The following is a 25,916-nucleotide window of genomic DNA, read 5'->3' as shown; positions in this document are numbered from 1 at the left end:
GTCGCATCACCCGGGACGAGGGATGGCCCCCGGCTCACGGGAAACGAGTCGGGAGCCGTGCCGCCGGACGGGGACCGGCGCGGCGGGCCCGGGGGCCCGTTGACGATGACGGTACGCCGCCGGCAGGCCCCGCGGAAGGGGCCTATCGCACGCCCTTCGTGGCGAGGAAAGCGACCGGGTCGGTCGCGATGCCGCCGCGACGGATCTCGAGGTGCAGGTGGCAGCCGGTCGAGCCGCCGGCGGTGCCGACGCCCGCGATGTCCTGGCCGGCTGAGACCGACTGGCCGTTGGCGACGTAGATGCCCGAGCGCTCCATGTGCCCGTAGGCACTGCTGATGCCGTTGCCGTGGTCGATGATGATGAGGTTGCCGTAGCCGCCGGCCACGCCCGCGTAGGTCACGGTGCCCGCCGCGACCGAGTAGATCGGGGTGCCGCAGCTCGCGCCGAAGTCCGCTCCGGCGTGCAGCTTGTGCTCGCCCGTGATGGGGTGCACCCGGTAGCCGTACGCCTGGTACGAGGAGTACGAGCGGATGCCCGCGACCCAGCCCGTCCCCGGGTCGGGCACGGACGTGCCGGGCGAGCCGGGACCGACCGGGCGCGATCCGCCGCCGCCCCGGGGAGGTGCGGGCGCGGCCGCAGCGGCACGGGCAGCAGCAGCAGCGGCCGCAGCCGCCTCGGCGGCCGCCTTGGCCTGGGCGGACGCGTAGGCCTGCTCGAGCGTGAGCCGGTCGTCCTGCAGCGCCTCGGCCTGTGCGGCCAGGGTCGCCTTCTCCTCGTCGACGGCCGCGACGTCGCGCTGGGCGGTGTCGCTCGCGGCCACCGCCGCGTCGAGGGCGTCGGAGGCCTCGTCGGCCAGCTCGTCGCGCTCGGCCAGGGCCACCGCGGCCTGGTCGGCGAGCGAGGTCGCGAGGTTCTCGGCCGAGACGGCGCGGTCGCGCAGCGTGCTCAGGTTCTCGCCGATCTTGGTCGACATGCTCAGGCCGCGCAGCACCGTCTCGGCGTCGGCGCCCGACGACAGCAGGTCTCCGGTGAGCCCCCCGCTGCCCGGACGGGCGAGCAGCGCGGCGGCCTGGCCGACCACGACCTGCGCGGCGTCGGCGTCGGCCCGTGCGGCCGCCGCCTCCTGCTGCACCGTCTCGTACTCGCCGGTGGCCTCGTCGACGGCGAGCTGCGCCTCCGTCAGGGCGGCACCGGCCTCGTCGGCCGCGGTCTGGGCGTCGGCGGCCCGGGTCGACGCGGCCTCGAGGGCGACCTGGACGTCGGCGAGCGCCGCCTTCTTCGCCTGCTCTGAGCCGCGGGCGTCGAGCACCTGCTGCCAGCTCGGGCCGGCCGCCTGGGCCGAGGCGGGAGCCGCCAGCACGGGGACGGCCGCGAAGCCCACGACGAGCAGGGCGGCGATCGCCGCGCGCGACGCGGTGCGGGAGGCGCCGACGCGGAACGAGGGGGGAGCGGCGCGGAGCGGGGCGGACGAGGGGGCAGGGCGGCGGAGCATGGTTCTCGGTTCGTCGTGTGGCGGCGGCAGGACCAGCGGTGGGCCGGTCGTGATCACGCTGCTCGGGCGCGGCGGTCCGTCCACCCTACCGACCGCCTCCTCGTCGCACCTCCCCCCGTGAGCGGTACACGACACCTGTGGACCATCCCGCCCTTGTGGAGGGACGACCCTGACCGTCCCGTCCGTTCCGCAAATGCCGACAGCCAGCCCCGCACGAGCCGCACAAGAACCGGATTTCCCGTCATAGCAGCTCGCGAGGTCGGCATTTGCGGAACCGGATCGCGCGTCGGGGACAGCTCGTGTCCCCCGAAGGGCCCCCTGCGCCCGGGCGCGCGCCGTGTTGTCATGGAGGTCCACCATCGTCGGGGCCCTCCCCACGGCGCCCGGGAACGGGATCGATGCCGCACCTGACGCCGCACCTCCTGCGCACCGCCCTCGGCACGCTCGTCGTGGCCGCGGCCCTCGGCGTGGTCGGGTGCACCTCCGCCGACAGCGACGGGGCAGGCCCGACGGCGGGCGCCACGGCGAGCCCGAGCCCGACCGACGACACGTCCGACGAGACGACGGGCACGCCCGCCCCCACCGGGGACGCAGCCCCGCGGCCCTTCGGCGCGATCACCCCGGACACGATCCGCTCCGCCCCCAACACCCTCGTCTTCGACGGCGGCCTGGCTGTCGAGCCGAACTCCCTCGCCGCCCGGGCCGCGGACCGCCTCACGGCCGACGGCGACGCCGACGCCGCCCGGGCCGCCGAGCTGATCGCCGAGCGCCCCGTCGCCCTCTGGCTCGGCGACGGGCACGACGACGCCGCGCTCGTCGACGAGATCACCGACTACCTCGTGGCGGCCGAGGTCCAGGACGCGACGCCCGTCTTCGTCACCTACGCGATCCCCGACCGCGACTGCGGCAACTACTCCGCGGGGGGCCTCGCGGCCGACGACTACCCCGCCTGGAACCAGCTCGTCGCCGACACCCTGCGCGGCCACCGCGCGGTCGTGATCGTCGAGCCCGACTCGCTCGGCATGCTCACGCGCTGCCCCGACCTCGCCGACGAGAGGATCCCCCTGATCCGCGAGTCGGTGGCCGCGTTCGCCGACGCTGGGGTGCCCGCCTACCTCGACGGCGGCAACTCGAACTGGGTGCCCGCCCGGGAGATGGCGGAGCGGCTCGAGCAGGCCGGCATCGACCGCGCCCGCGGCTTCTACACGAACGTCGCGAGCTTCTACCCGGTCGACGACGAGCGCGCCTACGCCGAGCGGGTCAGCGAGCTCACCGACGACAGCCGCTACGTCATCGACGTCTCGCGGAACGGCCAGGGCTGGCGCGGCACCTGGTGCAACCCCGAGGGAGCCGGCCTCGGCCAGGACCCGCACGTCACCGGCGGCAGCAAGGGCCTCGACGCGTTCCTCTGGGTGAAGACGCCGGGCATCAGCGACGGCACCTGCAACGGCGGGCCGCCCGCCGGCGAGTGGTGGGCGTCGTTCGCCGAGGGCCTCGTCGAGCGCCGGAGCGACTAGCCCGCAGGAGGCGCGGGCCGGGCCCGCAGGACCGCGTCAGCGGCTGCGCAGCAGCTCCAGGAACTCGTCGGCCATGGCGAGCTGCCGCTCGAGCCGGGCCCGGCGCTCGGCGGCGTCGGCGATGAAGGCGTCGAGACGGGCGCGGGTGTCGTCCACCGCGCCTCCTCCGCTCTCGGCGCTGTCGGTGCTGTCGGCTTCCGCCGCCCCCAGAGCGTCGACGACGCGCAGCAGCTCGGCCATCTCGTCGAGCGAGAAGCCCAGCGGCTTCATGCGCCGGATCACCATCAGCCGCGAGAAGTCGGCGTCCGTGTAGAGGCGGAACCCGCCCTCGCTGCGGCCTGAGGGGGTGAGCAGCCCGACCTCGTCGTAGTGCCGGATCGTGCGCAGCGACATCTCGGCACGGTCGGCGAGCTCGCCGATCTGCATCATCGGTGCGTCGACGTCCGTCATCGTCACTGGCCCATCTCTACCCTCACGTGAGGGTAGGGTTGATCACACGGCAGTGTCGCCGGTCCCCCGATCTTCCCACCACCCCCACCCGGAGCACGCCGTGACCGCCGATACCCCCCAGCCCCGCGCCGTCGCGCCCGCTCGTCCCGACGACAGCGTGCGCGCGGTGCTCCGCTCGCCGCGCCTCCTCACCCGGGAGGCGCTGGCCGGCATCGTCACCACCCTCGCCCTCGTGCCCGAGGTGATCTCGTTCTCGGTCATCGCCGGCGTCGACCCGGTGGTCAGCCTGGTCGCGTCGGTCGTGCTCGCCGTGGTGATGTCGCTGCTCGGCGGCAGGCCCGCGATGGTGACCGCCGCAGCGGGCTCGGTCGCCCTCGTGATCGCGCCGCTCGTGCGCACCCACGGCGTCGAGTACGTGCTGCCGACCGTGCTGCTGGCCGGCGTCATCCAGATCGTCTTCGGCACCGCCGGCCTCGCCCGCCTCATGCGGTTCATCCCGCGCTCGGTGATGATCGGCTTCGTCAACGCGCTCGGCATCCTGATCTTCGTCGCGCAGGTGCCGCACCTGATCGACGTGCCGTGGATCGTCTACCCGCTCTTCGCCCTGACCATCGCGATCGTCGTCCTGCTGCCGCGGTTCACGACCGTCGTCCCGGCGCCGCTCGTGGCGATCGTGGTCGTGACCGTCATCGTCGTGGCCGCGGGCCTGACCGACGTGCACACCGTCGGCGACGAAGGACCGATGGGAGGCGGCCTGCCGGGACTCACCCCGTGGCTGGTGCCCTTCAGCCCGGAGACCCTCGGCATCATCCTGCCCACCGCGCTCAGCGTCGCTTTCGTCGGCCTGATGGAGACGCTCCTCACCGCGAAGCTCGTCGACGACATCACGGAGACGCCCTCGCACAAGGGCAAGGAGTCGTGGGCCCTCGGCGTCGCGAACATCGCCGCGGGCGCCTACGGCGGCATCGCGGGCTGCGCCATGATCGGCCAGACCGTCGTCAACGTGAAGATCGGCCGCGCGCGGACGCGGGTCTCGACGCTCGCCGCCGGGCTGTTCCTGCTGCTGCTGGTCACCGGGCTCAGCTCGGTGATGGCGCGGATCCCGATGGTCGCCCTCGCCGCCGTGATGATGGTGGTCGCGATCACGACCGTCGACTGGCACAGCGTCCGGCCGACGACGCTGAGGCGCATGCCCGTGCCGGAGACACTGGTCATGGTGGTCACGGTGGGGGTCGTCGTCGCGACGAACAACCTCGCGATCGGGGTCGCCGTCGGCGTGCTGCTCGCCATGGTGCTGTTCGCCCGGCGCATCGCGCACGTCATCCGGGTCGAGCGGACCGTCGAGCCGGCGGTCGAGCCGGTGGCCGGCGCGGTCGCCGTCGCGGACCCGGACGGCTCCGACCGCGCGCGCGCCCGCGTCCGCTACGACGTCGTCGGCCCGCTCTTCTTCGGCAGCAGCAACGACCTCGTCGAGCACTTCTCGTACGCGGACGACGCGCTGCTCGCCGAGTCCTCGGGGGTCGCCGGCGCCCACACGCACGCCGAGTCGCTCGAGGTCACCGGCGTCAGCACGACAGCGTCACCCGACGGCGAGGAGGCGCGGCGCACGGCGCGTCCAGAAGCGACCGTCCTCGTCGACCTGAGCCGCGCCTCCGTGTGGGACGCCTCGAGCGTCGCCGCCCTCGACTCGGTCGGGACGAAGTTCGCGGCGCACGGCCTCGCCGTCGAGTTCGTCGGCCTCGACGAGCGCAGCGGCTCGTTCCACGGGCGCCTCACGGGGCAGCTAGGCGGCTGAGCGCGCTTCGGGCCGCGCGGCGGCGCGCTACGCGCCGATGCGCACGAAGTGGTGCGGCGAGTCCCAGATGGGCCGCACGCTGACGAACCCACCGGGCTTCGGTGCGTCGAGGATCATCCCGTTGCCCGCGTAGATGCCGTCGTGGGCGAGGTTGTCGAAGACGACGAGATCGCCCGGCACCGCGTCGGCGGCCGAGACCCGCGTGCCCTCCGTGTCCTGCGTGGGCACGTAGTGCGTCAGCTCGATGCCGAACTGGGCGTACACGAACGTGATCAGGCCCGAGCAGTCGAACGCGGTCGGGTCTTCGCCGCCGTGCACGTAGGGCGTGCCGATGTACTGCATCGCGACGGCGAGCACCTGGTCGCGGTCGAGGGTGTCGTAGAGCGGGTCGGCCAGGTAGGAGGCGGTGGTCCGGCCGTCCCACTCGCTCGAGGTCGCCGCCTTCGCGTTGCGGAGCAGCTGCGTCTGAGCGTCGACCATCGACGTCGCGGAGTACTCGTCGCGCTCGACGTCGTCCAGGACGACCGCCGCGTCGACGGAGAGGTGCTGCTGGCCGCTCGCGGAAGCGGCGGCGGAGAAGCCCGAGCCGCCGGCCGCGGCCTGCGCCTCCTGGTCGGAGCCGGCGATGAGCGGCAGCGTGCCGCTCGCGGCGAAGCCCACGAGCGCCGCGACGACGGAGACCTTCTTGACGACGGCGACGAGCCGGCGCGAGACGGGAGCAGGTGAGGCCGCTGCAGGCGAGGCCGGGGCCCCGGCGGACGACGACCGGCCGGCACGCGCGTCCCGTCGGGCCAGCGCGAGCAGCCCGCGACGCTCGGCGCGGGCCGACAGCGCGGCGCGGGCCGCGCGTCGGCCGCTCAGCCCGGGCACCGTCACGACGGCAGCCTCGGCGGCGGCGACGGACGCGTCGACGAGCGCCTCGGGCTGCACGAACGAGGCCCGGCAGCTCTGCGGCAGCACGGCGGCCTCGGCACGACGACGACCTCGGGGACGCAGCAGCGGGGCAGCCTCTCCGCCTCGTCCGTGCGCGTCGTGACCTGACGGGCTCGGGGAGGCGGTGGTCGTCACGCGGGCGGTCCTCACGGTAGGTCGGTCAGGAGGGAACGTTCGACTGTATCGCGGTTCGTCCCCCGAGCCGAGTCCGCTCCCAGGTTCATCCGGGTCAGCGGCGGCGGGTGAGCCGTCTCACCCGTCGCGCTGTCGCCTCCTCAGCTCACGGCGCAGCGCGCGCCGTTCGCGCCAGGTCGGCGAGGCAGGGGGGACCGCCGCGGCGCGGGCCGCTCGACGGTCCTCGCGGCGCTCGCGCCACCTCCTCAGCTCGTCGTCGACGTCGCGGGTGGGCGTCACGACGGGAGGTCCGCCGGTCAGCTGGCGCCGCGCCTCCACGATCCGGGAGTTGAAGTCGTCGAGGTGCGCGCGCACCGCGGCCTCGGTGCCGAGGCCGTCGAGCACGTCGTCGAGCTGCTGGTGCTCGGTGCGGAGCGAGAGCGCAGGAGGCGCCAGGCCGGTGAGCCCCTCCCTCTCGATCAGGCCGCGGATCCACCAGTCGGGGTCGACCGTGCCGCCGGCGAGGCCGGGCAGCGGCTTGCCTGCGAGGGGCAGGTCGTCGAACTCGCCGCGCTGCACCGCAAGATCGATCGCGGTGCGGGCCCAGGCGCGCATCTCGGCGGCGGTGCGGGTGTCGCGCGGGGCGTCGTCGGGCGGGCGCTCGCCCTCGGCCCGGTAGCGGGCTGCGGCGACTCGCGGGTCGCTGCGGCGCGGGTCGCTGCGTGCCGGGTCGTCCCGGGCCGCCGGGGCGCCCTCCTCCGCTGACATGCCGTCGAGGGTACGCCGCGCCTGCCGAGCGGTCCCAGGCTGCTCGGGGTCACCGCGGCCCGCAAATGCCGACCACAGGGCCTGCAATGCAGGGATATCCGGGTATCACGAGGCGCCGAGGGCGTCCCAGGGTCGGCATTTGCGGAGCCGAGTCGAGCGGAGCCAGCCGGAGCCGTGCGGGTCGCTCTCGGTCGCAAATGCCGACCGCAGGGCCTGCAATACAGGGATATCTGGGTATCACGAGGCGCCGAGGGCGTCCCCGGTCGGCATTTGCGGAGCCGGGTCGGGCGGAGCCGGGTCGGGCGGGGCCGGGTCGGGCGGGGCCGGGTCGGGCGGAGCCGGGTCGGGCGGAGCCGGCCGGAGGCGAGCTACAGGTCGCGCACGCTCACGACCGCACGCAGCGCCGCGATCGCGTCCGGGTCGCCCGAGCCCAGCCCGTGGCGGGTCACGTTCAGCGCGCCGGCCGCGGTGCCCGTGACCACCGCCTCCTCCAGTCCGCCGCCCGCGGCGAGCACGGCGGCGACGCCGGCCGTGAGCGAGTCGCCCGCGCCGCGGGTGTCGACGACCTGCATCGACGGCACGCTGACCTCGAACACGCGTGCGCCGGGCCCGTCGAGCACGAAGGTGGGCAGGTCCGAGCAGGTGACGACGACCGACGACGCCCCGCGCAGCCGCAGGTCGCGCATCGCCTCGACGATCTGCTCGGGGGTGCTCTCGGTGATCAGCTCGTCGGCGAGCAGCTCCTGGTCGCTGACCTTGAGCACGTCGACGCCGCCCTCGAGCACCGCCTCCAGCCGCTCGCCGGCGAGGTCCGCGACGACGACGCGGTCGACGGCCCGCAGGTCGGCGGCGAGACGCCGGTAGACGTCGACGGGCAGGGTGTCGTCGCCGGACGGGCCGCTGAGCACCGTGACGTCGGACTCGAGCCCGGCCCGCAGGGCGAGTCCGTACAGCTCGTCGAGGTCGTGCCGACTGAGCGCGTCGCCGGGGGTCTCGACGAGCTCGTCCCGCTCGCCGTCGCGGCGGTCGTGGACGTAGGCCGCGCCCCGGCCCTCGCGGCGGACCGACAGCAGCGGCACGCCCTCGTCGTCGCAGAGGTGCCCGACGACCGCGCCTGTCTCGCCGACGAGCGCGGCGACCACGACGACCTCGGCGCAGAGGGTCTGCAGCATCCGCGCCTGCCAGAGGCCCTGCCCACCTGCGTGCACGTGCACGTCGGCGCCGGAGCCGTGGTCCTCGACGGTGACCGTGAGCACGGGAGAGGGGGCGAAGACGGCGACTCGGCCTGCCATGGTGGTCCGTTCTGTGGGGCCCCGCGGGTGCGACGGCTGACAGGCAGAACGAACCACGTGGTGCGGTGCGCGGCTCCCAGCAGTCTCCCGGGCGGCTCTGTGATGGCGGACACCTCGGCCGAGGAGGCACGCGGCAGCCCCGCAGGCCGAGCCGAGGAGGCGCGCTGTCGGCCCCCGCAGGCCGACCAGTCCCCCGAGCGGGTGACTCCGAACCATCCTCATGACCACCACAGCGAGCGCGATCCGCGAGGGAGTGACGACGGCGTCCCTCGAGCGGGCGTGGGAGATCGGGACCCCGATGACGCCGGTCGGGTTCTACCCGCGCTCCGGCCCCCTGCCTGCCGTCGTCGCCGTCCACGGACAGACCGGCCCCTGGGACGCCCCGGGCCAGACCCGCCGCCTCGAGCTCTCCGGCGGCGGCCAGCTGGTCGAGACGCTCGTGACCGTGGCCCGTCCGGCGCTGTTCGTCTACGAGCTGACCGACTTCCGTGGTCCGCTCCGCTCGCTCGTCGAGCGCGGCCGCGCCGAGTGGTGGTACGAGCCCCTCGACCGCCAGGACGAGGAGGGCTCCGGCACCCGCGTCTGCTGGCAGTACTCGTTCGACGCGAAGCCCGGGCGTGGGCTGCTGGTGCGTGCCGTGGTCCGGCTGCTCTGGGGGCCGTACATGACGAAGGTCCTCGGGGGCGTGACCGCCGAGATCGACCGGGTCGCCGCCTCCTCGGACCAGGCTCCCACCGCCTGAATCGGGTCAGGCCCTCACCGCCCGCCCTACCGCTCGAAGCTTGCAGCGACCGCAGCTTCACAGCAGTGTCGGGGCAGCTTGGGGGCACGCTGACAGCGCCGATCGACTTACCGTCGATCTGACCCCCTTCGCCGCGCGTGCGCAGGGCCCGCTGCCTCACAGCCCGACCTCTGCGGAGAGACCTCCCGTGAACATCACCCTGACCACCTGGCTCATCACCATCGGTGTGACGATCGCCTTCTTCGTCTACGAGTTCTTCACGCACGTGCGCAAGCCGCACGAGCCCACGATCGGCGAGTCCGCCCGCTGGTCGGCCTTCTACATCGGCCTCGCGCTGCTCTTCGGCGTCGGCATCGGCTTCACGAGCGGCTGGGGCTTCGGCGGCGAGTACTTCGCCGGCTACCTGACGGAGAAGGCGCTGTCGATCGACAACCTCTTCGTGTTCCTGCTGATCATGACCGGGTTCGCCATCCCGCGGATGTACCAGCAGAAGGTGCTGATGATCGGCATCGTCATCGCGCTCATCATGCGCGCCGGCTTCATCGCCGCCGGCGCCGCGCTGATCGAGAACTTCTCGTGGGTCTTCTACATCTTCGGCGCCCTGCTCTTCGTGCTGGCCTACCAGCAGCTCAAGGGCGACCACGGCGGCAACGCGGCCGACAACATGTTCGTGCGCGTCGCGCGACGCGTCCTGCCGGTGCACGACGACTTCAACGGCGACAAGTTCACCGTCAAGATCTCGGGCAAGCGCTTCGTCACCCCCCTGCTGCTCTGCGTCATCGCGATCGGCTTCGTCGACCTCGTCTTCGCGCTCGACTCGATCCCCGCGATCTACGGCCTCACCAACGAGGCGTACATCGTCTTCACGGCCAACGCGTTCGCGCTGATGGGCCTGCGTCAGCTGTACTTCCTGATCGGCGGGCTGCTCGAGCGCCTCGTCTACCTGTCGCAGGGCCTCGCGGTCATCCTGGCCTTCATCGGCGTGAAGCTCGTCTTCCACGCCCTGCACGTCAACGAGGTGCCCTTCATCAACGGCGGCGAGCCGCTGCTCTGGGTGCCCGAGATCCCGATCTGGCTGTCGCTGCTCTTCATCGGAGCGACGATCACGGTCGCGACCGTGGCCAGCCTGGCCAAGACCCGGGGCGACGCGGAGAAGAAGAAGCGCGACAAGATCGAGGGCGAGCCGATCACGCACGCGCACGACTCGGCCGCCTCGAAGAAGGACGACAGCGCGGCGCACTAGCCCGCACCGCTCGTCTCCTCCTCGCACCGCACCGCGGCAGAGCGCCGCGTCCCCGTCTCGGGGACGCGGCGCTCTGCCGTTCCCGGGCCGCCGCCTCCTGCGGCCATGCCCCCGCGGAACACCTCGTCGTGGACCGAGCACCCCGAAACGAAGAGGTGTTTCGTCCACAACGGGGTGTCCCGCCGCTCGGGTGCAGTGCAGATGCGTGCAGACGCAGACGCAGACGCAGACACAGGAACAGGCACAGACGAAGGAGGCGCGGTGCCGGTCAGACCGACACCGCGCCTCCTGCGCGCACCTGCCCCGCGCACCCTGCCTCAGCAGCAGCGCGCGGGGCTCGGGCTCATGACGTGGCTGCCGCCTCCTTGGCGCGCTTCGCCGCGGCGTCCGACTCGGCCTTCTCGGCCGCGAGGCGCTCGTCGCGCTTCGCGCCGGGCACCCAGCCGCCGTCGACGAGCTTGATCTGGTAGATCGAGGCGCCGATGACGAGGGCCGCACCGATGACGAGGCTGAGGATCACGCCCACCATCGGGCTGCCGAGGAAGCTGGCGCCGATCAGCGTGCCGAACCAGCCGAAGTCCGCGTCGCCGAACGTGCTGTTCGCGAAGCCGAGGTTGCCGAGCACGAGCAGCAGGATCGCGGGCAGGAACGTGATGATCAGGCCGTTGACGAAGCCGCCGACCATCGCGCCGCGGCGTCCGCCGGTCGCGTTGCCGAAGACGCCCGCTCCACCACCGGTGAAGAAGTGGGGCACCATGCCGGGCAGGATCAGCGCGAGGCCGAACACCGGGTTCAGCCACGCGGCGAGCACGCCCAGGGCGACGAGGCCGCCGGCGAACGACGAGAGGAACCCGATCAGCACGGCGTTCGCGCCGTACGGGAACACCAGCGGGATGTCGAGCGCGGGCTTGGCGCCCGGCACGACCTTCTCGGCGATGCCCTGGAACGCGGGGACGAGCTCGCCGAGCACGGTGCGCACGCCGTAGAGGATGATCGCGACGCCGACGCCGAACTGCAGCGCCTGGGCGAAGCCGGCCATGATGAACGCTCCCGCGTCGGTGACCCCGAAGATCTCGAACGCCTCGGCCTGCGGCAGGCTGATCAGGCCCCAGATCGTGAAGACCAGGTAGATCAGCACCATCGAGAGGCTCGTGGCGACCATCGAGTCGCGCAGGAACTTGAGGCCCTGAGGGAACTTGATCTCCTCGGTCGACTTGCTCTTCGTGCCCACCGCGATGCCGGCCGAGGCCGCCGCGACGTAGCCGAGGGTGCCGAAGTGGCCGATGGCGATCGAGTCGTCACCGGTGATCTTCTTCATGAAGGGCTGCGCGAACGCGGGCATGACGACCATGATCACGCCGAGCAGCACGGCGCCGAGCAGGACGGTGAGCCAGCTGAGGCCGTCGCCGAGGCCGACCGACAGCACGACGGTGAGCAGCACCGACATGAACACCATGTGGTGCCCGGTGAGGAAGATGTACTTCAGCGGCGTGAAGCGCGCGAGCGCGAGCATCACGAGGAAGCCCAGCACGAGCACGTAGGCGCTCTGCGCGCCGTACTGCTCCTGTGCGACGGCCGCGATGACCTCGTTGGTGGGGATGACGCCCTGGGCGCCGGTGACCGCGAGGATCAGCGTGCCCAGCGGGTCGAGCGCCCCGGTGACGACGGTGGCGCCCGCCCCCAGGATCAGGAAGCCGATGGCCGCCTTGAGCGCGCCTCCCACGACCTGTCCGGCGTTGCGACGCAGGGCGATCAGTCCGATCGCCGTGATGATGCCGATCAGGTAAGCAGGCACGTTGAGGATCTGCTTGCCGATGAAGTCGAGTACGACGACCAGCCACTCCATTGGGACTCCTTAGTTGTTGGTGTTCGGGATCGGCTGACCGGGGGTCAGGCGATCGAGTCCTGGATCTTCTGCTGGATCTCGGCGACGTTCGTGAAGTTGTCGATGACGACGACCTTCGCGGGGACCTGGCCGAGCTCCTCGACGAGGTCCTCGCTGGTGAGCACGAGCTCGGCGGTGCGGGCGGCGCCGCGGGCGGTGCCGATGTCGGCGGCCTCCACGTCGGCGTCGATGTCGAGCGCGCGGAGCGCCTTCTCGGCGTTCATCTTGAGCAGCACCGAGGTGCCGATGCCCATGCCGCAGACGGTGATGATCTTCATGGTGCTGTCCCTTCCGGGGGGTCGAGTGCTGGTGTTCGGGTGTTCGTGGGGTCGTGGTGCGGAGCCCGCCCCGAGGAGGCGCGGGTCGCGTCGGCCTCGGGAGGCCGGTCGGCTAGACGGCCGCGGCCTGCGCGAGCTCGTGCAGCGTGGCGAGCACCTCGTCGGGCGTCTGCGCGGCACGGAGGCGGGCGAGGCCCTCGTCGTCGGCGAGCACGCCGGCGAGCGCCGACATGACCTCGATGTGGCCGTCGTGGTCGAGCGCGGCGAGGCCGATGACGAGGTCGACCGGGTCGTTCGTCTTGTGGCCGAAGGCGACGGGCTCGGCGAGGCCGACCCACGAGAGGCCGGTGCGCGTGACGGCGGGCGACGGCCGGCTGTGGGCGAGCGCGAGGCCGGGGGCGATGACGATGTAGGGGCCGAGCTCGTCGACCGCCGCGATCATCTCGTCCGTGTAGGCGTCGGTGGTGGCGCCCGAGGCGACGAGGCCGGCGCCGGCGAGGCGGATCGCCTCGCGCCAGTCGGCGGCGTGCGCCGCGGTGGTCACGGCCTCGACGGAGAGTTCTTCTGCCAGGTCGACGGTCATGGGCGGGCTCCTTCGCTCGGCGCCGCGGGGGCGCGTGCCTGCTCACGCGAGCAGGGTCACCCGACAGGTGTCGACGGGCGCGCCCCGACTCTAGCTCGGATCGAGCCTTTTGACCACTCGTGTTCCAAAGTCGGCGGCGCAGGAGGCGCGGGTCACGCGCCCGGGGCGCGCCGGCTCGTCGCGGCGCTCACGCGGGCCACGTCGAAGAGCTCGTCCTGCGCCATGAGGGAGGCGCCGCGCACCCCGGCCTTGTCGCCCAGCCGGGCCCGCTCGACGACGAGGCCGCGGCGCGAGAAGTCGTGCGTGCCCGTGAGCAGCGCCGACCGGATGCCCGCGACGAGACGCTCGCCCGTCTCGGCGAGGTTGCCCCCGACGATCACGGCCTGCGGATTGAGCAGCCCCACGACGTCGGCGAGCGCCTCGCCGATGCGGGTGCCCACGGCGTGCAGCTGCTCGAGCACGAGCGGGTCGTGGGCCCGCGCGGCGGCGACGATGTCGGCGCTGGTGGCCACGTCGTGCCCGGCGTCGCGGAGGGCGCTGCGGATGGTCGCGCCGCTCGCCTCCAGCTCGAGGCGGTGGAGCGGCTCGTGGGAAGCGCGCGGTGCGCTCAGCTGGCCCGCGCCTCCTCGGGCCCCTCGGTACACGTGCCCGTCGAGGACGAAGGCGCAGCCGACGCCCATGCCGACCTTGACGACGGTGAGGTGCGAGTACTCGGGCCAGCTGAGGCGGGACTCGCCCACGGCGAGGATGTTGACGTCGCGGTCGACGGCGAAGACGGCGTCGAAGCCGGCGAAGTAGTCGTCGACCCGCACCTCCTCCCACCGGGGATCGAGCTGCGGGCTGCCGAGCCGGCCGGTGACCGCGTCGACCGGGCCGGGCACGCCGACGCCGATCGCCCGCACGTCGGCGCGGGTGCGGCCGAGGTCGGCGAGGAGGAAGTCGAAGACCTGGATCGCCCAGGAGAAGATCTCGTCGGGGCCGTCGTGCAGGCCGATGTCGGCCTCGTCCTCGCTGAGCACGGTCGAGACGAGGTCGGTCACGCCGACGCGGGTGTGCGAGCCGCCGATGTCGATGGCCAGGATCACGCCCGCGTCCGCGGCGACCGCGAACTCCTCGGGCGGGCGGCCGCCGCTGCTGCTGAGCTGGCCGGCGCTGACGATGAAGCCCGCCTCGAGCAGGTCGTCGAGCCGTCGGGCCAGGGTCACCCGCGACCAGCCGAGCTGCTCGATCAGGTCGCTGCGGGTCGTCGCCTCGCCCCGGCGGATCAGGTCGAGCACGACGCCGGAGCCGGTGGAGGGCGTCCTGGGGGTCATCACCACGCTGCGCTCCTCTGCGATCGGTGGGCGTCGACTCGTCGGGCCGAGCTCGGTTGACTTCAGTCTAGGTGTAGACGAAAGTGGGGCCATGGCCGACGACGTCCCCTCGACTCCCCCGACAGACACTAGCCGTGAGGCCGCGACCGACGGCGTCGCTGCCTCCGCCGCACCCGCCGCCTCGCGCGGCGACGCGGCCGCCGAGGCCGATGCCCTCGAGGCCCGTGCCGTCGCCGCCGCGATCATGATCCCCGCGCAGGTGGTCCAGGCGAAGGGCCACGGCCACGCCGGCACGGCGATGGCGTTGGCTCCCCTCGCGCACACGCTGTTCCAGCACGTGCTCCGCCACGACCCCGCCGACCCCGAGTGGACCGGCCGCGACCGCCTCGTGCTCTCGGCCGGCCACGCCAGCCTGCTGCTCTACGTGCAGCTCGCGCTGACCGGCTACGGCCTGGGGCTCGACGAGCTCGCCCTCAGCCGCACCCTCGGGTCGCGCACCCCCGGCCACCCCGAGCTTCACCACACGCCCGGCGTCGAGATGAGCACCGGTCCCCTCGGCCAGGGCGTCGCCTCGGCCGTCGGACTCGCCCTCGCCGCCCGTCGCGACGAGGCGCTGCACGGCGCGGGCACCGGCCTCTTCCGCAGCACGACCTGGGTGATCGCGGGCGACGGCTGCCTGCAGGAGGGCGTCTCGGGAGAGGCGTCGAGCCTCGCCGGCACCCTCGGCCTCGAGGAGCTGGTGCTGATCTGGGACGACAACCGCATCACCATCGACGGCGGCACCGACATCGCCTTCGGCGAGGACGTCCGCGCCCGCTACCGCGCCTACGGCTGGCGGGTGCTCGAGGTCGACGACGCCGCCGACCTCGACGCGCTGCGCTCGACCCTCGAGCAGGCGCGCCAGCGCGAGGGCGGCGGAGCAGGAGCCGACGGGTCCGCGGGAGGCGGCGGTCGCGCCGGCCGCCCGACGCTCGTCGCCGTCCGCTCCGTGATCGGCGCCCCCTCCGCCCTGCGCGGCGGCACCTCCGCGGCGCACGCGGGCGGGTTCGGCGACGACGAGGTGGCGGCGGTGGCGACCTCCCTCGGGTTCGCGGCGGGCGCCTCCTCGACGGACCTGCTGCCCGACGACGTGCGGAACTGGGCGCTGGGCGCCCGCGACCGGGGAGCACGCCTGCACGCCGAGTGGGACGAGCGCGAGGCCGCCTGGCGCCGTGAGCACCCGGCCGCGGCCGACCGACGCGACGCGGTCGCCGCGGGCGCGGACGAGGAGGCGGTGGCCGCGGCCCTCGCGACCGTCGCGGTCGACGACGGCGCCGCCACGCGCACCACCTCGGGCGCCGTGCTCAGCGCGGTGCACGACGCCGCCCGGCTCTGGGGCGGCTCGGCCGACCTCTCGTCGTCGACGAACGTCGCCATCACGGGCGAGGCCGTCAGCGCCGACCGGCCCGGCGGGGACTTCGTGCACTTCGGCATCCGCGAGCACGCGATGACGGCGATCCTGTCGGGCGTCGCGCTGCACGGGCTGTGGCGCCCCTACGGCTCGACGTACCTCGCGTTCAGCGACTACGCGCGGCCGAGCATCCGCCTCGCGGCCCTGATGCAGCTGCCCGCGCTGTACGTGTACACGCACGACTCCGTCGCCGTCGGCGAGGACGGGCCGACCCATCAGCCGGTCGAGCAGGTCGCGTCGCTGCGGACCGTTCCGGGGCTGGACGTCGTGCGTCCCGCCGACTCGCGCGAGGTCGTCGCGGCGTGGCGGCGCCTCCTCGGCTCGGGGTCGAGTTCGGGCTCCGGTTCTGGTGCTGACCCTGGGGCCGGCCCGGGCTCGGGCTCGGGCGACCGGCCCGCGGGCTCGGAGCGGACGGTCGCGCCGACTGCGCTCGTCCTCTCGCGCCAGGCCCTGCCCGACCTCGAGGGAGGCGACGCCACGGAGCAGGGAACGCCCCGAGGCGGTTACGTGCTCTGGCAGCAGGGAGGCGGTGGAGACCTGGCCCTGATCGCCACGGGCAGCGAGGTGCAGGTCGCGCTCCGCACCGCGCGGCTGCTCGCCGACGAGGGCGTCGACGTCCGCGTCGTGTCGCTGCCGTGCCTCGAGTGGTTCGAGCAGGAGCCCCGGGCGTACCGGGACGAGGTGCTGCCGCCGTCGCTGCGGGCCCGGGTCACGGTGGAGGCCGGCTCCCGGCAGCCGTGGGGCCGCTGGGCGGGGCTCGACGGCATCAGCGTCGGCATCGACGAGTTCGGCGAGTCGGGCTCGGGCCCGGAGCTGCTGCGCCTCCGCGGTGTCGACGACGCCGCGGTGCTCGCGGCCGCCCGCGAGGTCCTCGCCCGCTAGCCCCGCCCCCTCGCCCCCTTCTCCGCAGATGCCGACCGTGACGCCCGGACACGCCCGGGATGCGGCTCCACACGCGGCGTGTCGCGCGGCTTCCCGGCCTTCCGGCCGGCATCCGCGGCTGTGACGAGGTTGCCGACACCGGTCGCCCCGGATAAGGTAAGGCACACCTAACACGGCGATCACCCGTGAGGGCCCCCGAACCGGACAGCACCGGCGAGAGGGGCTGTCCGTCGACGCGGCACGCACCCGGCGTGCCCTCCCCGACACCGGGCGATCCGTCGTGCCCGCAGCATGCCGCCTGCGACAGGCACCCCCTCGCCCCACCTCCGGAAGGCCCCCATGTCCCGCACCTCGCGCCTCCTCGCCCTGAGCGCCGCCTCCGTCCTCGCCCTCGGCCTGACCGCCTGCTCGACCGGAGCCGGCACCGGCACCGACGGCGGCAGCACCGACGGCACAGCATCCGGCGACTTCACCCCCGTCACGATCGAGCACGCGCTCGGCACGACGACGATCGACGAGAAGCCCGAGCGGATCGCCACGGTGAACTGGGCCAACCAGGAGGTGCCCCTCGCGCTGGGCGTCGTCCCGGTCGGCATGGCGCGTGCGGACTTCGGCGACGACGACGGGGACGGCATCCTGCCGTGGGTCAGCGAGAAGCTGGGGGAGCTCGGCGGCGAGGCCCCTGTGCTGTTCGACGAGACCGACGGCGTCGACTTCGAGGCCGTGGCCGACACCGAGCCCGACGTGATCCTGGCCGCCTACTCCGGCCTGACGCAGGAGGACTACGACACGCTCAGCGAGATCGCTCCGGTGGTCGCGTACCCCGAGACCGCGTGGGGCACCTCCTGGCGCGACATGATCGCGTTCAACAGCCAGGGCATGGGCATGGCCGCCGAGGGCGAGCAGCTCGTCGCCGACCTCGAGGGCGAGATCGCGGAGGTCGCCGACGCGCACCCCGAGCTGACCGACTCCACCGCGATGTTCCTCACGCACGTCGACACGACGGACCTCAGCGAGGTCAGCTTCTACACGACGCACGACACCCGCGTGCAGTTCTTCGACGACCTCGGCCTGAAGCAGCCCGCGAGCATCCAGGAGGCGTCCGACTCGACCGACCTGTTCTCGCTCACGCAGAGCGCCGAGACGGCCGACACGTTCGACGACGTCGACGTGATCGTCACGTACGGCGACGACGAGCTCGTCCAGACGCTCGAGGGCGACCCCGTCCTGTCGCAGATGCCCGCCGTCGCGAACGAGGCGATCGTCGCGCTGCCGAGCACCGGCCCGCTGGGCACGGCCGCGAACCCGACTCCCCTGTCGATCTCGTGGATCCTCGCCGAGTACGCCGACCTCCTCGCCGAGGCGTCGCAGAAGTAGCCACCAGCCGAGCCGTCGAGAGCAGTCAGCGCCAGCGTGACCGTCACCANGGCTGCTCGCGCTGCTGGGCGTGCTCGTCGTGGTGATGGTGCTCTCGCTGACCATCGGCTCGCGGTCGGTGTCGGTCGACGACGTCCTCGCCGCCCTGGGAGGTGCGACCGACGGCTTCGACCGCGCCTCCGTCGCGAAGCGGATCCCCCGCACCCTGCTCGCCGTCGCTGCCGGGGCCGCCCTCGCCGTCGCCGGGGCCGTGATGCAGGGGGTGACGCGCAACCCGCTGGCCGACCCGGGGATCCTCGGGGTCACGACCGGCGCCTCCCTCGCGGTCGTCACCGGCCTCGCGTTCTTCGGCCTGAGCGCCGCGACCAGCATCGTCTGGGTCGCGATCGTCGGTGCCGCCGCGACGGCCCTGTTCGTCTACACGGTCGGATCCCTGGGACGAGGAGGCGCCACGCCCCTCAAGCTGGCCCTGGCCGGGGCCGCGACCTCGGCCGCGCTCGCCTCGTTCATCACCGCCGTCGCGCTGCCCCGCGGCGACATCTCGGCGAACATCCGCTCGTGGCAGATCGGCGGCGTGGGCGGCGGCACGTTCGCGAGCCTCGGCCAGGTGCTGCCGTTCCTCGCCGTCGGGCTCGTGGTCTGCCTGCTCTCGGCCAAGGCGCTGAACTCGCTGGCACTCGGCGACGAGCTCGCGGCCGGCCTCGGCGAGCGCGTCGCGGTCGTCCGCGGGCTGTCGGCCCTCGGCGCCGTGGTGCTCTGCGGGGCGGCGACCGCCGTCACGGGCCCGATCGGCTTCGTCGGGCTCGTCGTGCCGCACGCCTGCCGGCTGCTGACCGGCGTGGACCACCGCTGGCTGCTGCCCTTCTCGGCGGTCGGGGGCGCGGTGCTGCTCACCGCCGCCGACGTCATCGGGCGGGTCGTCGCCCGGCCCGCCGAGATCGACGTGGGGATCGTCACGGCGCTGATCGGCGCCCCCTTCTTCATCTGGATCGTCCGGCGCGCGAAGCTGAGGGCGCTGTGAGCGGCGCCGACCTGCGCTCCGCGAGGGGCGCCTCCTCGACGGCTGCCGGTACCGACCTCGACGCGGGCGACACCCGCGACGGCCGTGCCGCCCGCATCGCGAGCGTCGCCTCCGACGTCGCCCGCGGCCGCGCCCGTCGTGGCCGCCGCCGTCGTGCCGTGATCGGCCTGCTGGCCGCCGCCGTGCTCGTCGTCTTCGTGCTGACCCTCATGGTCGGGCGCACCTTCTACGGGCCCGGCGAGGTGCTCGGCGTGGTCCTCGGGCAGGACGTGCCCGGCGCCTCCTTCACCGTCGGCCGGCTGCGCCTGCCGCGGGCCGTGCTCGCGATCGCCGCCGGTCTCTGCTTCGGGCTCGGCGGCGTGACGTTCCAGACGATGCTCCGCAACCCGCTCGCGAGCCCGGACATCATCGGCATCAGCTCGGGTGCCAGCGCCGCCGCCGCGTTCGCCATCGTGACCCTGTCGCTCGACGACGCGCAGGTCTCGGCCTTCGCCATCGTCGCCGGGCTCGCCGTCGCGATGCTCGTCTGGCTGCTGTCGAAGAAGGGCGGCGTCGCGGGCACGCGACTCGTGCTCGTCGGGATCGGCGTCGCGGCGATGCTCGACAGCCTGACGGCGTACGTGCTGTCGGGCGCGGCGCAGTGGGACCTGCAGGAGGCGCTGCGCTGGTTGACGGGGAGCCTCAACGGCACGAGCTGGCCGCAGGTCGTCCCGGTGCTGGTCGCGCTCGTCGTGCTGACGCCCGTGCTGCTCTCGCGCTCGCGCGACCTCTCGGTCACGCAGCTCGGCGACGACACGGCCTCGGCCCTCGGGGTGCGGGTCGACCGCACGCGGCTGGTCGTCATCCTCGCGGCCGTGGGCCTGATCTCGTTCGCGACCGCGGCCTGCGGGCCGATCGCGTTCGTGGCCTTCCTGTCCGGCCCGATCGCGGCGCGGATCGTCGGGCCGCACGGCTCGCTGCTCGTGCCGTCGGCACTCGTCGGGGCGCTGCTGGTGCTCGTCGCCGACGTCGTGGGGCAGTTCGCGCTCGGCACCCGGTTCCCCGTCGGCGTCGTCACCGGGGTGCTCGGCGCCCCCTACCTGATCTACCTCATCGTCCGCACCAACCGTGCCGGAGGCTCGTTGTGACCACCGACCACTCGCTCGTCGCCCGACGACTCACCCTCGGCTACGGCGACCGCGTCGTCGTCGACGACCTCGACCTCGTCGTGCCGCCCGGCCGCATCACCGCGATCGTGGGGGCGAACGCCTGCGGCAAGTCGACGCTGCTGCGCTCGATGTCGCGCCTGCTCCGGCCGCGTGCCGGGCAGGTCGTGCTCGACGGCGCCGAGGTGCACCGGACGCCCGCGCGGCAGCTGGCCCGCACCCTCGGCCTGCTCCCCCAGTCGCCCGTCGCGCCCGAGGGCATCACCGTCGCCGACCTGGTCGGCCGGGGGCGGCACCCGCACCAGGGCCTGCTCTCGCGCTGGAGCTCCGCCGACGACCTCGCCGTCGCGGAGGCGCTCGAGGCGACCGAGACCACCGGCCTCGCCGACCGCTCGGTCGACGAGCTGTCGGGCGGGCAGCGCCAGCGCGTCTGGATCGCGATGGCCCTGGCGCAGCAGACCGACGTGCTGCTGCTCGACGAGCCGACGACGTTCCTCGACGTGAGCCACCAGGTGGAGGTGCTCGACCTGCTCACCGACCTGAACCGCAGCCGCGGCACCACGGTCGTGATGGTGCTGCACGACCTCAACCTGGCCGCGCGCTACGCCGACCACCTCGTCGCCCTGGCCGACGGGCGGGTGCACGCCGCGGGCGCGCCACACGAGGTGCTCACCGAGGACTGCGTCCGGGCCGTCTTCGGCCTCGACAGCCGGGTGGTCGACGACCCGACGACGGGCGCGCCGATGATGCTGCCGCTCGGACGGCACCACGTCGTGGGCGAGGGGCCCGTGCGCCGCGGGTCCTCGTCCGAGCCGACGCCGTAGGAGGCGCGGGTGCGTCCCGCCCGCCGCTCGCGCACCTCCTTCGCCGCTTCAGCGGAGTCGCGCCGGACACGACGGAGGGCCGCCCGACGATCTCTCGTCGGACGGCCCTCCAGGCGGTGCAGATGCTGCAGGTGGTGCGGGTGGTGCGGTGCTGACTAGCCGGTGAACGCGGCGTTCGCGCGCACGGGCACGGCGACCGGGGCGGTCGGGCCGGCGGGCACGGGCACGGGTGCGACGACGGCGTCGGCGGTGACCGTCACGGTGCCCTGCAGCAGGACGCCCGAGTCGTTGCCGACCAGGGTGATGAAGTAGGTGCCGGGGCCCTGGAGCTGGTCGGCGGGGATGACGATGTTCGCGGCGATGCGACCCTGGGCGTCGGCGGTCAGGACGATGTCCTGGTCACCCGAGCTCTGGGCGTTCTCGTTCGCGAACAGCACGGACAGGGTCTCACCGGGGAAGAACCCGGCGCCCTCGACCGCGATGCCGGTCGTGCTGACCTGCGAGACGGTGAGCGTCGCGGGCACGTAGGTGCCGCTGGGCTCGGGGGTGAACCAGGTGCTCTCGGTCCCGAAGGCGACGGCCTGGACCGACGACGACGCGGGGTTGGGCGTGATGAAGCCGTAGGCGAGGATCGTCGCGTCGGCAGCCGGGTCGCCGGCGGCGTCGATGGCGTCGATCTGGGCCTGGAACTCGGCGAGCGTCGCGACGGCGCCGGCGGCGTAGGTGCCGAGGGCCTGCGAGGTGACCCACTGGCTCGTGGCGGTGAAGCCCTCGTTGCCGACGGCGACGGGACGGAGCGTCGTGAACTCGGTGCCGGTGCCGGTGCCGTTGGCGAAGATGGGCACCTGGAAGGTGGCCGAGCCGAACGAGACGAAGTCAGCGTCGAGCACGAGGTCGGTCAAGGTGCTGGCCGGGGCGTCGTACGCGTTCAGCACCTGCACGTTGCCGAAGGTCGAGTTGAGGCCCGCGCCGTCGAAGGTGACCGTGCCGGCGGGAGCCGCCACGTCGCCGAGGAACCAGCCGGTCGCGGGGTAGGTGTCGCCCTCGACGCCGAGCTGATCGTTCGTGGTGACGCGGTCGGCCGCGTCGGGGTCGAACGCGGCGTTCGCCGTGCCGGAGACGGCGACGACGGAACCGATGACCGCGGCGGACGCCACGGCCACGGAGAAGATGCGGGACTGCTTCACTGGTGATCCTTTTTCTCAGAGTGAGCCGCGCCGGGTGAGGGGCGGCAGAACGGTGATCCCCCCATCACGGCGTCTGCGCAGGGGTGCGCCGTCGCATCGAGAAAGGTTCTGAGCAAGTGTCACTGATTTGCGGCCGCTTGGGAAGTCCTGTGACGAACCAATGCGTATCCGTCGTTCCCGGGTCTTGCCACGAGAGGGAGGATGCGGAAAAATCTGTCCCGTCAGGCCCAGACCCCGCCTGCCCCTGCTCGACTGACGGACCCGACCCGTCGTCGACACGCACGGGGGCTCGGCGCCCTGGATCAGCCGAGCCCCCGGCCCCCTGCGGGTGCCCGGCTACCTGCTGATCGTCTTGCCGACGGCGACCCCGACGAGCACGGCCGCCACGACCGTGACGACGGGCCGACGCCGCGCGTTCCGACGCACGAACGCCGCGACCCCCGTGCCCTCGTCGTCCGTGTCCAGCGATCCGACGGTGCGGTCGACGACGTCCGAGGTCGCCCGGCCGGCCTTGTCGGCGAACCGCTCGCCTCGGTCCTGGGCGCGGTCCAGCACCTCGGAGGCCGCCTCCTTCGCCTTCTGCACCAGCCGATCGGTGCTGCTCAGCCCGCCGGTTCCGCCGCGGCCGTCGCTGTCGGGTCCGGCGCTGCCGCCGTCCCGGCCGCCCGGGGCCGCGTACCGGCGCTCGGCCTCGTCGAGGGCGCGGCTGGCGGCGCGCTTGGCCTTGTCGCTGAAGGACTCGCTCATGGGGTGTCTCCTGGTCTGCCCGCGGTGCGGGCGTCGTGTCGCGGGGTGTCGTGCGGTGAGTGGTCAGTGGTGTGCGTCCCCGAGCGCGTCCGGTGCGGGGTGGGCGTCGTCGGGATGGTCGGCCCGGATCAGCCCTTGCGGGCAGGGCGGCGAAGGAGGCGGTGGGCGACTCCCGCGACGACCGCGCCGGCCAGGGGCGCGACGATGAACGCCCAGACCTGGCCCAGCGCGTCGGGCCCGGCGACGACGGCCGCGGCGATCGAGCGGGCGGGGTTCACCGAGGTGTTGCTCACGGGGATGCTGACCAGGTGGATCAGGGTCAGCGTGAGGCCGATCGCGACGGGTGCCAGGGCGGCGTACTCCTTCTTCGCGGTCACGGAGAGGATCACGCCGACGAAGACCGCGGTGAGCACGACCTCGATCAGCAGCACGGCGCCGAGGCCGTAGCCGCCGGGCGAGTGCGCACCGAACCCGTTGGAGGCGAAGCCCGACTCGCGTGCGGCGGCGAAGGCGCCGGAGGGGCCGTCGGCGACGACCGCGGCGACGACCCCCGCGCCGGCGAGGCCGCCGACGACCTGCGCGACGACGTAGCCGGGCACGTGGCGCCACTCGGTGCGTCCGGCGATCGCGAAGCCGACCGTGACGGCGGGGTTGAAGTGCCCGCCGGAGATGTGGCCGACAGCGTAGATGCCGCCCATCACGCTCAGGCCGAAGGCGAGGGCGACGCCGAGGAACCCGACGCCGAGCGCGTTGCCGTCGTCGGCGAACGACGAGGCGAGCACGACGGTGCCGACGCCGCCGAGCACGAGGAGGAACGCGCCGAGCGCCTCGGAGGCGTAGCGCGCGCCGCTCGACCAGGTCTCGGCGTGCTGGGTGCGCTGCTCCGATGTCGAGCGGCTGACGGGGGTCTGACGTGCCATGGGTGCGGTTCTCTCGGGTGCGTGGTGCGGTCGGGTGCGGTGGTGCTGTCCTGCGCGGCGGTGCGGTGGTGCGTGCGGCTGGTCAGTCGCGGCCGGTGGCGGACTCGTCGCCGCGCGACGTGAGGCCGGCGATCGTGTCCTTGGGGACGGGCGGCACGCCGCGTCCGAGGGCGGAGACGCCGACCTTGACGACGACCGCCGCGGTGACCGCGAACACGGCGAAGGCGATGAGGGTCGCGGCCCAGAGCGGCAGCGCCACGGCGAGGGCCACGACGACGACGGCCGCGAGCAGCCCGACGGTGACGACGGCCAGCACGGCGCCGACCCCCACGAGGACGAGTCCCGTCCGCGCGCTCCGGGCACGGTCGGCGACCTCGGCCTTCGCCTTGCCGATCTCGCCGCGCACGGCCTTCACGATCGGCTCGATCGCGCGGCTGCCCAGCTGGTCGGCCCGGCTGCTCAGCTGGTCGCGCAGGCGCGCTCCGGTGCGGCCGTCCTCGGTGCGCGGCTCGGCTGCGCCGGTGTCGGTGGTGTCCTTCTCGGCCACGGGGGCTCCTCCTGGTCTCGGCCCTGCTCGCCCGCAGCTCCCCGGGGGAGGCGCGGTGCAGGGCTCCCCATCAAGTCGTGTCCCGCTCCCCCTGCCGTCACGCACCTCCGGCTGGCTCCCAGCTTCGCGCGGGCCGGGACTCGCCCCCTGGCCAGCCGCGTCCGGCCGGTGCGTCGCTCCCCCTCTCTGTGTGTGCCCGGGCTCTCTGCGTGTCCGGGCTCTCCGCGCTCCCGGCGCCGCGCCTCCTCGGGGTCCAGGCTGGGACGAGCGACCGGGAGCCGGTCGGCGACGAGAGGAACGCGACATGGCCGAGACGACAGAGGTGCTGCACGTGGTGCTGGCGGAGTGGAACGACGGGGTCGACGAGACCGCCCGGGCGACCACGATGTCGGACGAGCACCTGACCACCATCGACGGCGTGCTGTCCGTGTCGAGCGGCCCCACCGTCAGCGGCGAGGGCCTCGAGGGAGGCTTCGACTGGATGCTCGTGGTCCGCTTCCGCGACCGTGCCGCCCTCGACGCGTACCTCCCGCACCCCGAGCACCTGCCGGTCGCGGGCTTCCTGCGCGACTCGGCCGCCCGGGTCGTCGTCTTCGACATCGCGGCGTAGGGCGAGGCCGGCCCCGGCGGTGCGGCCGTGCCGAGGTGCGGCCGTGCCGAGAGGCGGCCGTCGCCGGGGCGCAGCCGTCCCTAGAATCGGCGCATGCCCTACGACGAGTGGTACGACGACGACACCCGCGAGGCGGCGACCGCGCGGGTCCTCGAGCGCAGGGCCACGAAGCCGGGCGACCGCAACGTGCTCACGGTGGTCGCCGACGAGTTCGGCATCCCGCAGCAGACGCTGCGCGCCTGGGTCGAGGAGGCGGCACCTGAGCCCGAGAAGCCGGCCCGGAAGCCCCGCCCCAAGTTCTCGCAGGTCGTGACGACGCGGATCGAGCCTGCGGTGACGCCCGAGGCGGACCGCGAGTCGGAGTCGGACATCCAGGCGGATCCGGACGCGGAGCCGGACGTCGCGATGGAGCCGCAGGTCGAGCCGGAGCCGGATGCGCATGTGGACGAGGAGCAGCCGGCCGCGGAGGTCGAGGCAGAGCCGGACGAGCCGCGATCGCAGCCGAGCACCTCTGACACGCTCGCCGAGCTGAACGTCCCCTCGCGACCCGCGCCTCCTGCCCCGACCGCCGTCGCCGCACCCGCCCGGGCGCCCCGCACCGGCGAGATCGCTGCCCTCGAGGCGGAGGTCGCCGCGCTCCGTGTCGGCAACCGCGTGCTCACCGAGGCCATGCGCGTCCTGCTCGACTCCTGACCGGAGCAGACGGACCGCCGAGGTCACGGTCAGGTAACGCACCAAACTCATCCAGCGAGGGTGGCGAACCCCTGTCAACTCCCCACCGGGAACCACAGACAAGGAGAA

Annotated in this window: 24 protein-coding genes; 11 read left to right on the top strand and 13 right to left on the bottom strand. The window is 73.6% G+C overall.

Annotated features, from left to right (window positions below):
• Positions 1 to 142 precede the first annotated feature (142 nt).
• Complete coding sequence (locus tag IFT90_RS14355; protein ID WP_192042908.1) at positions 143 to 1,492, bottom strand: M23 family metallopeptidase; 1,350 nt, start codon at positions 1,490 to 1,492, stop codon at positions 143 to 145.
• 398 nt (positions 1,493 to 1,890) lie between these two features.
• Between IFT90_RS14355 and IFT90_RS14350 the strand changes: the two genes are divergently transcribed.
• Positions 1,891 to 3,009 (top strand): glycoside hydrolase family 6 protein, encoded by a 1,119-nt coding sequence (locus IFT90_RS14350; protein WP_192042907.1) that lies wholly within the window; start codon positions 1,891 to 1,893, stop codon positions 3,007 to 3,009.
• 36 nt (positions 3,010 to 3,045) lie between these two features.
• Here the strand turns inward: IFT90_RS14350 and IFT90_RS14345 are convergent, their stop codons facing one another.
• Positions 3,046 to 3,459 (bottom strand): MerR family transcriptional regulator, encoded by a 414-nt coding sequence (locus tag IFT90_RS14345; RefSeq protein WP_192043005.1) that lies wholly within the window; start codon positions 3,457 to 3,459, stop codon positions 3,046 to 3,048.
• Positions 3,460 to 3,559: 100 nt separating this feature from the next.
• Here IFT90_RS14345 and IFT90_RS14340 point away from each other — a divergent pair, with 100 nt between their 5' ends.
• Positions 3,560 to 5,254, top strand: coding sequence for a SulP family inorganic anion transporter (locus IFT90_RS14340; protein WP_192042906.1), 1,695 nt, complete (start codon positions 3,560 to 3,562; stop codon positions 5,252 to 5,254).
• A gap of 27 nt (positions 5,255 to 5,281) precedes the next feature.
• On the opposite strand, the gene IFT90_RS17665 is transcribed toward IFT90_RS14340, so the two are convergent.
• From IFT90_RS17665 to IFT90_RS14325, 3 genes are all read right to left on the bottom strand, one after another.
• A complete protein-coding gene (locus IFT90_RS17665; RefSeq protein WP_192042905.1) occupies positions 5,282 to 6,322 on the bottom strand; it encodes a C40 family peptidase in 1,041 nt (346 codons plus the stop codon).
• Between the two features lie 117 nt (positions 6,323 to 6,439).
• On the bottom strand, positions 6,440 to 7,069 hold the full coding sequence (locus IFT90_RS14330) for a DUF1992 domain-containing protein (protein ID WP_192042904.1): 630 nt from the start codon (positions 7,067 to 7,069) through the stop codon (positions 6,440 to 6,442).
• Positions 7,070 to 7,437: 368 nt separating this feature from the next.
• Complete coding sequence (locus IFT90_RS14325; RefSeq protein ID WP_192042903.1) at positions 7,438 to 8,361, bottom strand: PfkB family carbohydrate kinase; 924 nt, start codon at positions 8,359 to 8,361, stop codon at positions 7,438 to 7,440.
• Positions 8,362 to 8,581: 220 nt separating this feature from the next.
• Here IFT90_RS14325 and IFT90_RS14320 point away from each other — a divergent pair, with 220 nt between their 5' ends.
• Positions 8,582 to 9,103 carry an SRPBCC family protein gene (locus IFT90_RS14320; RefSeq protein ID WP_133738895.1) on the top strand — a complete coding sequence of 174 codons (522 nt, stop codon included), beginning with the start codon at positions 8,582 to 8,584 and terminating at the stop codon, positions 9,101 to 9,103.
• Between the two features lie 187 nt (positions 9,104 to 9,290).
• Positions 9,291 to 10,346 carry a TerC/Alx family metal homeostasis membrane protein gene (locus IFT90_RS14315; protein ID WP_192042902.1) on the top strand — a complete coding sequence of 352 codons (1,056 nt, stop codon included), beginning with the start codon at positions 9,291 to 9,293 and terminating at the stop codon, positions 10,344 to 10,346.
• Between the two features lie 343 nt (positions 10,347 to 10,689).
• On the opposite strand, the gene IFT90_RS14310 is transcribed toward IFT90_RS14315, so the two are convergent.
• From IFT90_RS14310 to IFT90_RS14295, 4 genes are all read right to left on the bottom strand, one after another.
• Complete coding sequence (locus IFT90_RS14310) at positions 10,690 to 12,192, bottom strand: PTS ascorbate transporter subunit IIC (protein ID WP_192042901.1); 1,503 nt, start codon at positions 12,190 to 12,192, stop codon at positions 10,690 to 10,692.
• A 44-nt stretch (positions 12,193 to 12,236) separates the two neighbouring features.
• Positions 12,237 to 12,509 carry a PTS sugar transporter subunit IIB gene (locus IFT90_RS14305; protein ID WP_123548377.1) on the bottom strand — a complete coding sequence of 91 codons (273 nt, stop codon included), beginning with the start codon at positions 12,507 to 12,509 and terminating at the stop codon, positions 12,237 to 12,239.
• A gap of 112 nt (positions 12,510 to 12,621) precedes the next feature.
• Positions 12,622 to 13,092 (bottom strand): PTS sugar transporter subunit IIA, encoded by a 471-nt coding sequence (locus IFT90_RS14300; protein WP_192042900.1) that lies wholly within the window; start codon positions 13,090 to 13,092, stop codon positions 12,622 to 12,624.
• Between the two features lie 152 nt (positions 13,093 to 13,244).
• Positions 13,245 to 14,405 (bottom strand): ROK family transcriptional regulator, encoded by a 1,161-nt coding sequence (locus IFT90_RS14295; protein ID WP_192043004.1) that lies wholly within the window; start codon positions 14,403 to 14,405, stop codon positions 13,245 to 13,247.
• Between the two features lie 91 nt (positions 14,406 to 14,496).
• On the opposite strand from IFT90_RS14295, the gene IFT90_RS14290 reads away from it, so the two are divergent.
• The 5 genes from IFT90_RS14290 to IFT90_RS14270 all read left to right on the top strand — a co-directional run bounded on the left by IFT90_RS14290 (position 14,497) and on the right by IFT90_RS14270 (position 21,104).
• A complete protein-coding gene (locus IFT90_RS14290) occupies positions 14,497 to 16,737 on the top strand; it encodes a transketolase (protein WP_192042899.1) in 2,241 nt (746 codons plus the stop codon).
• Between the two features lie 339 nt (positions 16,738 to 17,076).
• Entirely contained in the window at positions 17,077 to 18,114 is a 1,038-nt protein-coding gene (locus IFT90_RS14285) for an iron-siderophore ABC transporter substrate-binding protein (protein ID WP_192042898.1), read from the top strand.
• 52 nt (positions 18,115 to 18,166) lie between these two features.
• Positions 18,167 to 19,135 carry an iron ABC transporter permease gene (locus IFT90_RS14280; protein ID WP_244644989.1) on the top strand — a complete coding sequence of 323 codons (969 nt, stop codon included), beginning with the start codon at positions 18,167 to 18,169 and terminating at the stop codon, positions 19,133 to 19,135.
• Positions 19,136 to 19,230: 95 nt separating this feature from the next.
• A complete protein-coding gene (locus tag IFT90_RS14275) occupies positions 19,231 to 20,262 on the top strand; it encodes an iron chelate uptake ABC transporter family permease subunit (RefSeq protein WP_192043002.1) in 1,032 nt (343 codons plus the stop codon).
• Positions 20,259 to 21,104 (top strand): ATP-binding cassette domain-containing protein, encoded by an 846-nt coding sequence (locus tag IFT90_RS14270; protein WP_192042897.1) that lies wholly within the window; start codon positions 20,259 to 20,261, stop codon positions 21,102 to 21,104. Before IFT90_RS14275 ends, IFT90_RS14270 begins: the two co-directional genes overlap by 4 nt.
• 155 nt (positions 21,105 to 21,259) lie before the next feature.
• Here the strand turns inward: IFT90_RS14270 and IFT90_RS14265 are convergent, their stop codons facing one another.
• From IFT90_RS14265 to IFT90_RS17660, 4 genes are all read right to left on the bottom strand, one after another.
• Entirely contained in the window at positions 21,260 to 22,291 is a 1,032-nt protein-coding gene (locus IFT90_RS14265; protein WP_192042896.1) for a hypothetical protein, read from the bottom strand.
• Between the two features lie 336 nt (positions 22,292 to 22,627).
• Entirely contained in the window at positions 22,628 to 23,038 is a 411-nt protein-coding gene (locus IFT90_RS14260; RefSeq protein ID WP_192042895.1) for a hypothetical protein, read from the bottom strand.
• Between the two features lie 128 nt (positions 23,039 to 23,166).
• Positions 23,167 to 23,958 (bottom strand): aquaporin Z, encoded by a 792-nt coding sequence (aqpZ, locus tag IFT90_RS14255; RefSeq protein WP_192042894.1) that lies wholly within the window; start codon positions 23,956 to 23,958, stop codon positions 23,167 to 23,169.
• A gap of 82 nt (positions 23,959 to 24,040) precedes the next feature.
• Entirely contained in the window at positions 24,041 to 24,505 is a 465-nt protein-coding gene (locus IFT90_RS17660) for a phage holin family protein (protein ID WP_192042893.1), read from the bottom strand.
• A 304-nt stretch (positions 24,506 to 24,809) separates the two neighbouring features.
• On the opposite strand from IFT90_RS17660, the gene IFT90_RS14245 reads away from it, so the two are divergent.
• Both IFT90_RS14245 and IFT90_RS14240 read left to right on the top strand, forming a co-directional pair.
• Complete coding sequence (locus IFT90_RS14245; protein WP_192042892.1) at positions 24,810 to 25,115, top strand: Dabb family protein; 306 nt, start codon at positions 24,810 to 24,812, stop codon at positions 25,113 to 25,115.
• Between the two features lie 93 nt (positions 25,116 to 25,208).
• Positions 25,209 to 25,808 (top strand): hypothetical protein, encoded by a 600-nt coding sequence (locus tag IFT90_RS14240; RefSeq protein WP_192042891.1) that lies wholly within the window; start codon positions 25,209 to 25,211, stop codon positions 25,806 to 25,808.
• Positions 25,809 to 25,916: the final 108 nt, after the last annotated feature.

It is taken from the genome of Frigoribacterium sp. CFBP 8766 (assembly GCF_014841435.1).
In the GTDB taxonomy this organism is placed as follows: Bacteria; Actinomycetota; Actinomycetes; order Actinomycetales; family Microbacteriaceae; genus Frigoribacterium.
Note: the sequence above shows the minus strand (reverse complement) of the source record. Positions and strands in the feature narration are given on the sequence as shown.

Coding starts and splice junctions, on each gene's coding strand:
- IFT90_RS14300 (WP_192042900.1), bottom strand. CDS start 13,092: ATGACCGTCGACCTGGCAGAAGAACTCTCCGTCGAGGCCGTGACCACC.
- IFT90_RS14240 (WP_192042891.1), top strand. CDS start 25,209: ATGCCCTACGACGAGTGGTACGACGACGACACCCGCGAGGCGGCGACC.
- IFT90_RS14305 (WP_123548377.1), bottom strand. CDS start 12,509: ATGAAGATCATCACCGTCTGCGGCATGGGCATCGGCACCTCGGTGCTG.
- IFT90_RS14260 (WP_192042895.1), bottom strand. CDS start 23,038: ATGAGCGAGTCCTTCAGCGACAAGGCCAAGCGCGCCGCCAGCCGCGCC.
- IFT90_RS14245 (WP_192042892.1), top strand. CDS start 24,810: ATGGCCGAGACGACAGAGGTGCTGCACGTGGTGCTGGCGGAGTGGAAC.
- IFT90_RS14330 (WP_192042904.1), bottom strand. CDS start 7,069: ATGTCAGCGGAGGAGGGCGCCCCGGCGGCCCGGGACGACCCGGCACGC.
- IFT90_RS14295 (WP_192043004.1), bottom strand. CDS start 14,405: ATGACCCCCAGGACGCCCTCCACCGGCTCCGGCGTCGTGCTCGACCTG.
- IFT90_RS14290 (WP_192042899.1), top strand. CDS start 14,497: ATGGCCGACGACGTCCCCTCGACTCCCCCGACAGACACTAGCCGTGAG.
- IFT90_RS14320 (WP_133738895.1), top strand. CDS start 8,582: ATGACCACCACAGCGAGCGCGATCCGCGAGGGAGTGACGACGGCGTCC.
- IFT90_RS14350 (WP_192042907.1), top strand. CDS start 1,891: ATGCCGCACCTGACGCCGCACCTCCTGCGCACCGCCCTCGGCACGCTC.
- IFT90_RS14355 (WP_192042908.1), bottom strand. CDS start 1,492: ATGCTCCGCCGCCCTGCCCCCTCGTCCGCCCCGCTCCGCGCCGCTCCC.
- IFT90_RS14285 (WP_192042898.1), top strand. CDS start 17,077: ATGTCCCGCACCTCGCGCCTCCTCGCCCTGAGCGCCGCCTCCGTCCTC.
- IFT90_RS14345 (WP_192043005.1), bottom strand. CDS start 3,459: ATGACGGACGTCGACGCACCGATGATGCAGATCGGCGAGCTCGCCGAC.
- aqpZ (WP_192042894.1), bottom strand. CDS start 23,958: ATGGCACGTCAGACCCCCGTCAGCCGCTCGACATCGGAGCAGCGCACC.
- IFT90_RS14325 (WP_192042903.1), bottom strand. CDS start 8,361: ATGGCAGGCCGAGTCGCCGTCTTCGCCCCCTCTCCCGTGCTCACGGTC.
- IFT90_RS14310 (WP_192042901.1), bottom strand. CDS start 12,192: ATGGAGTGGCTGGTCGTCGTACTCGACTTCATCGGCAAGCAGATCCTC.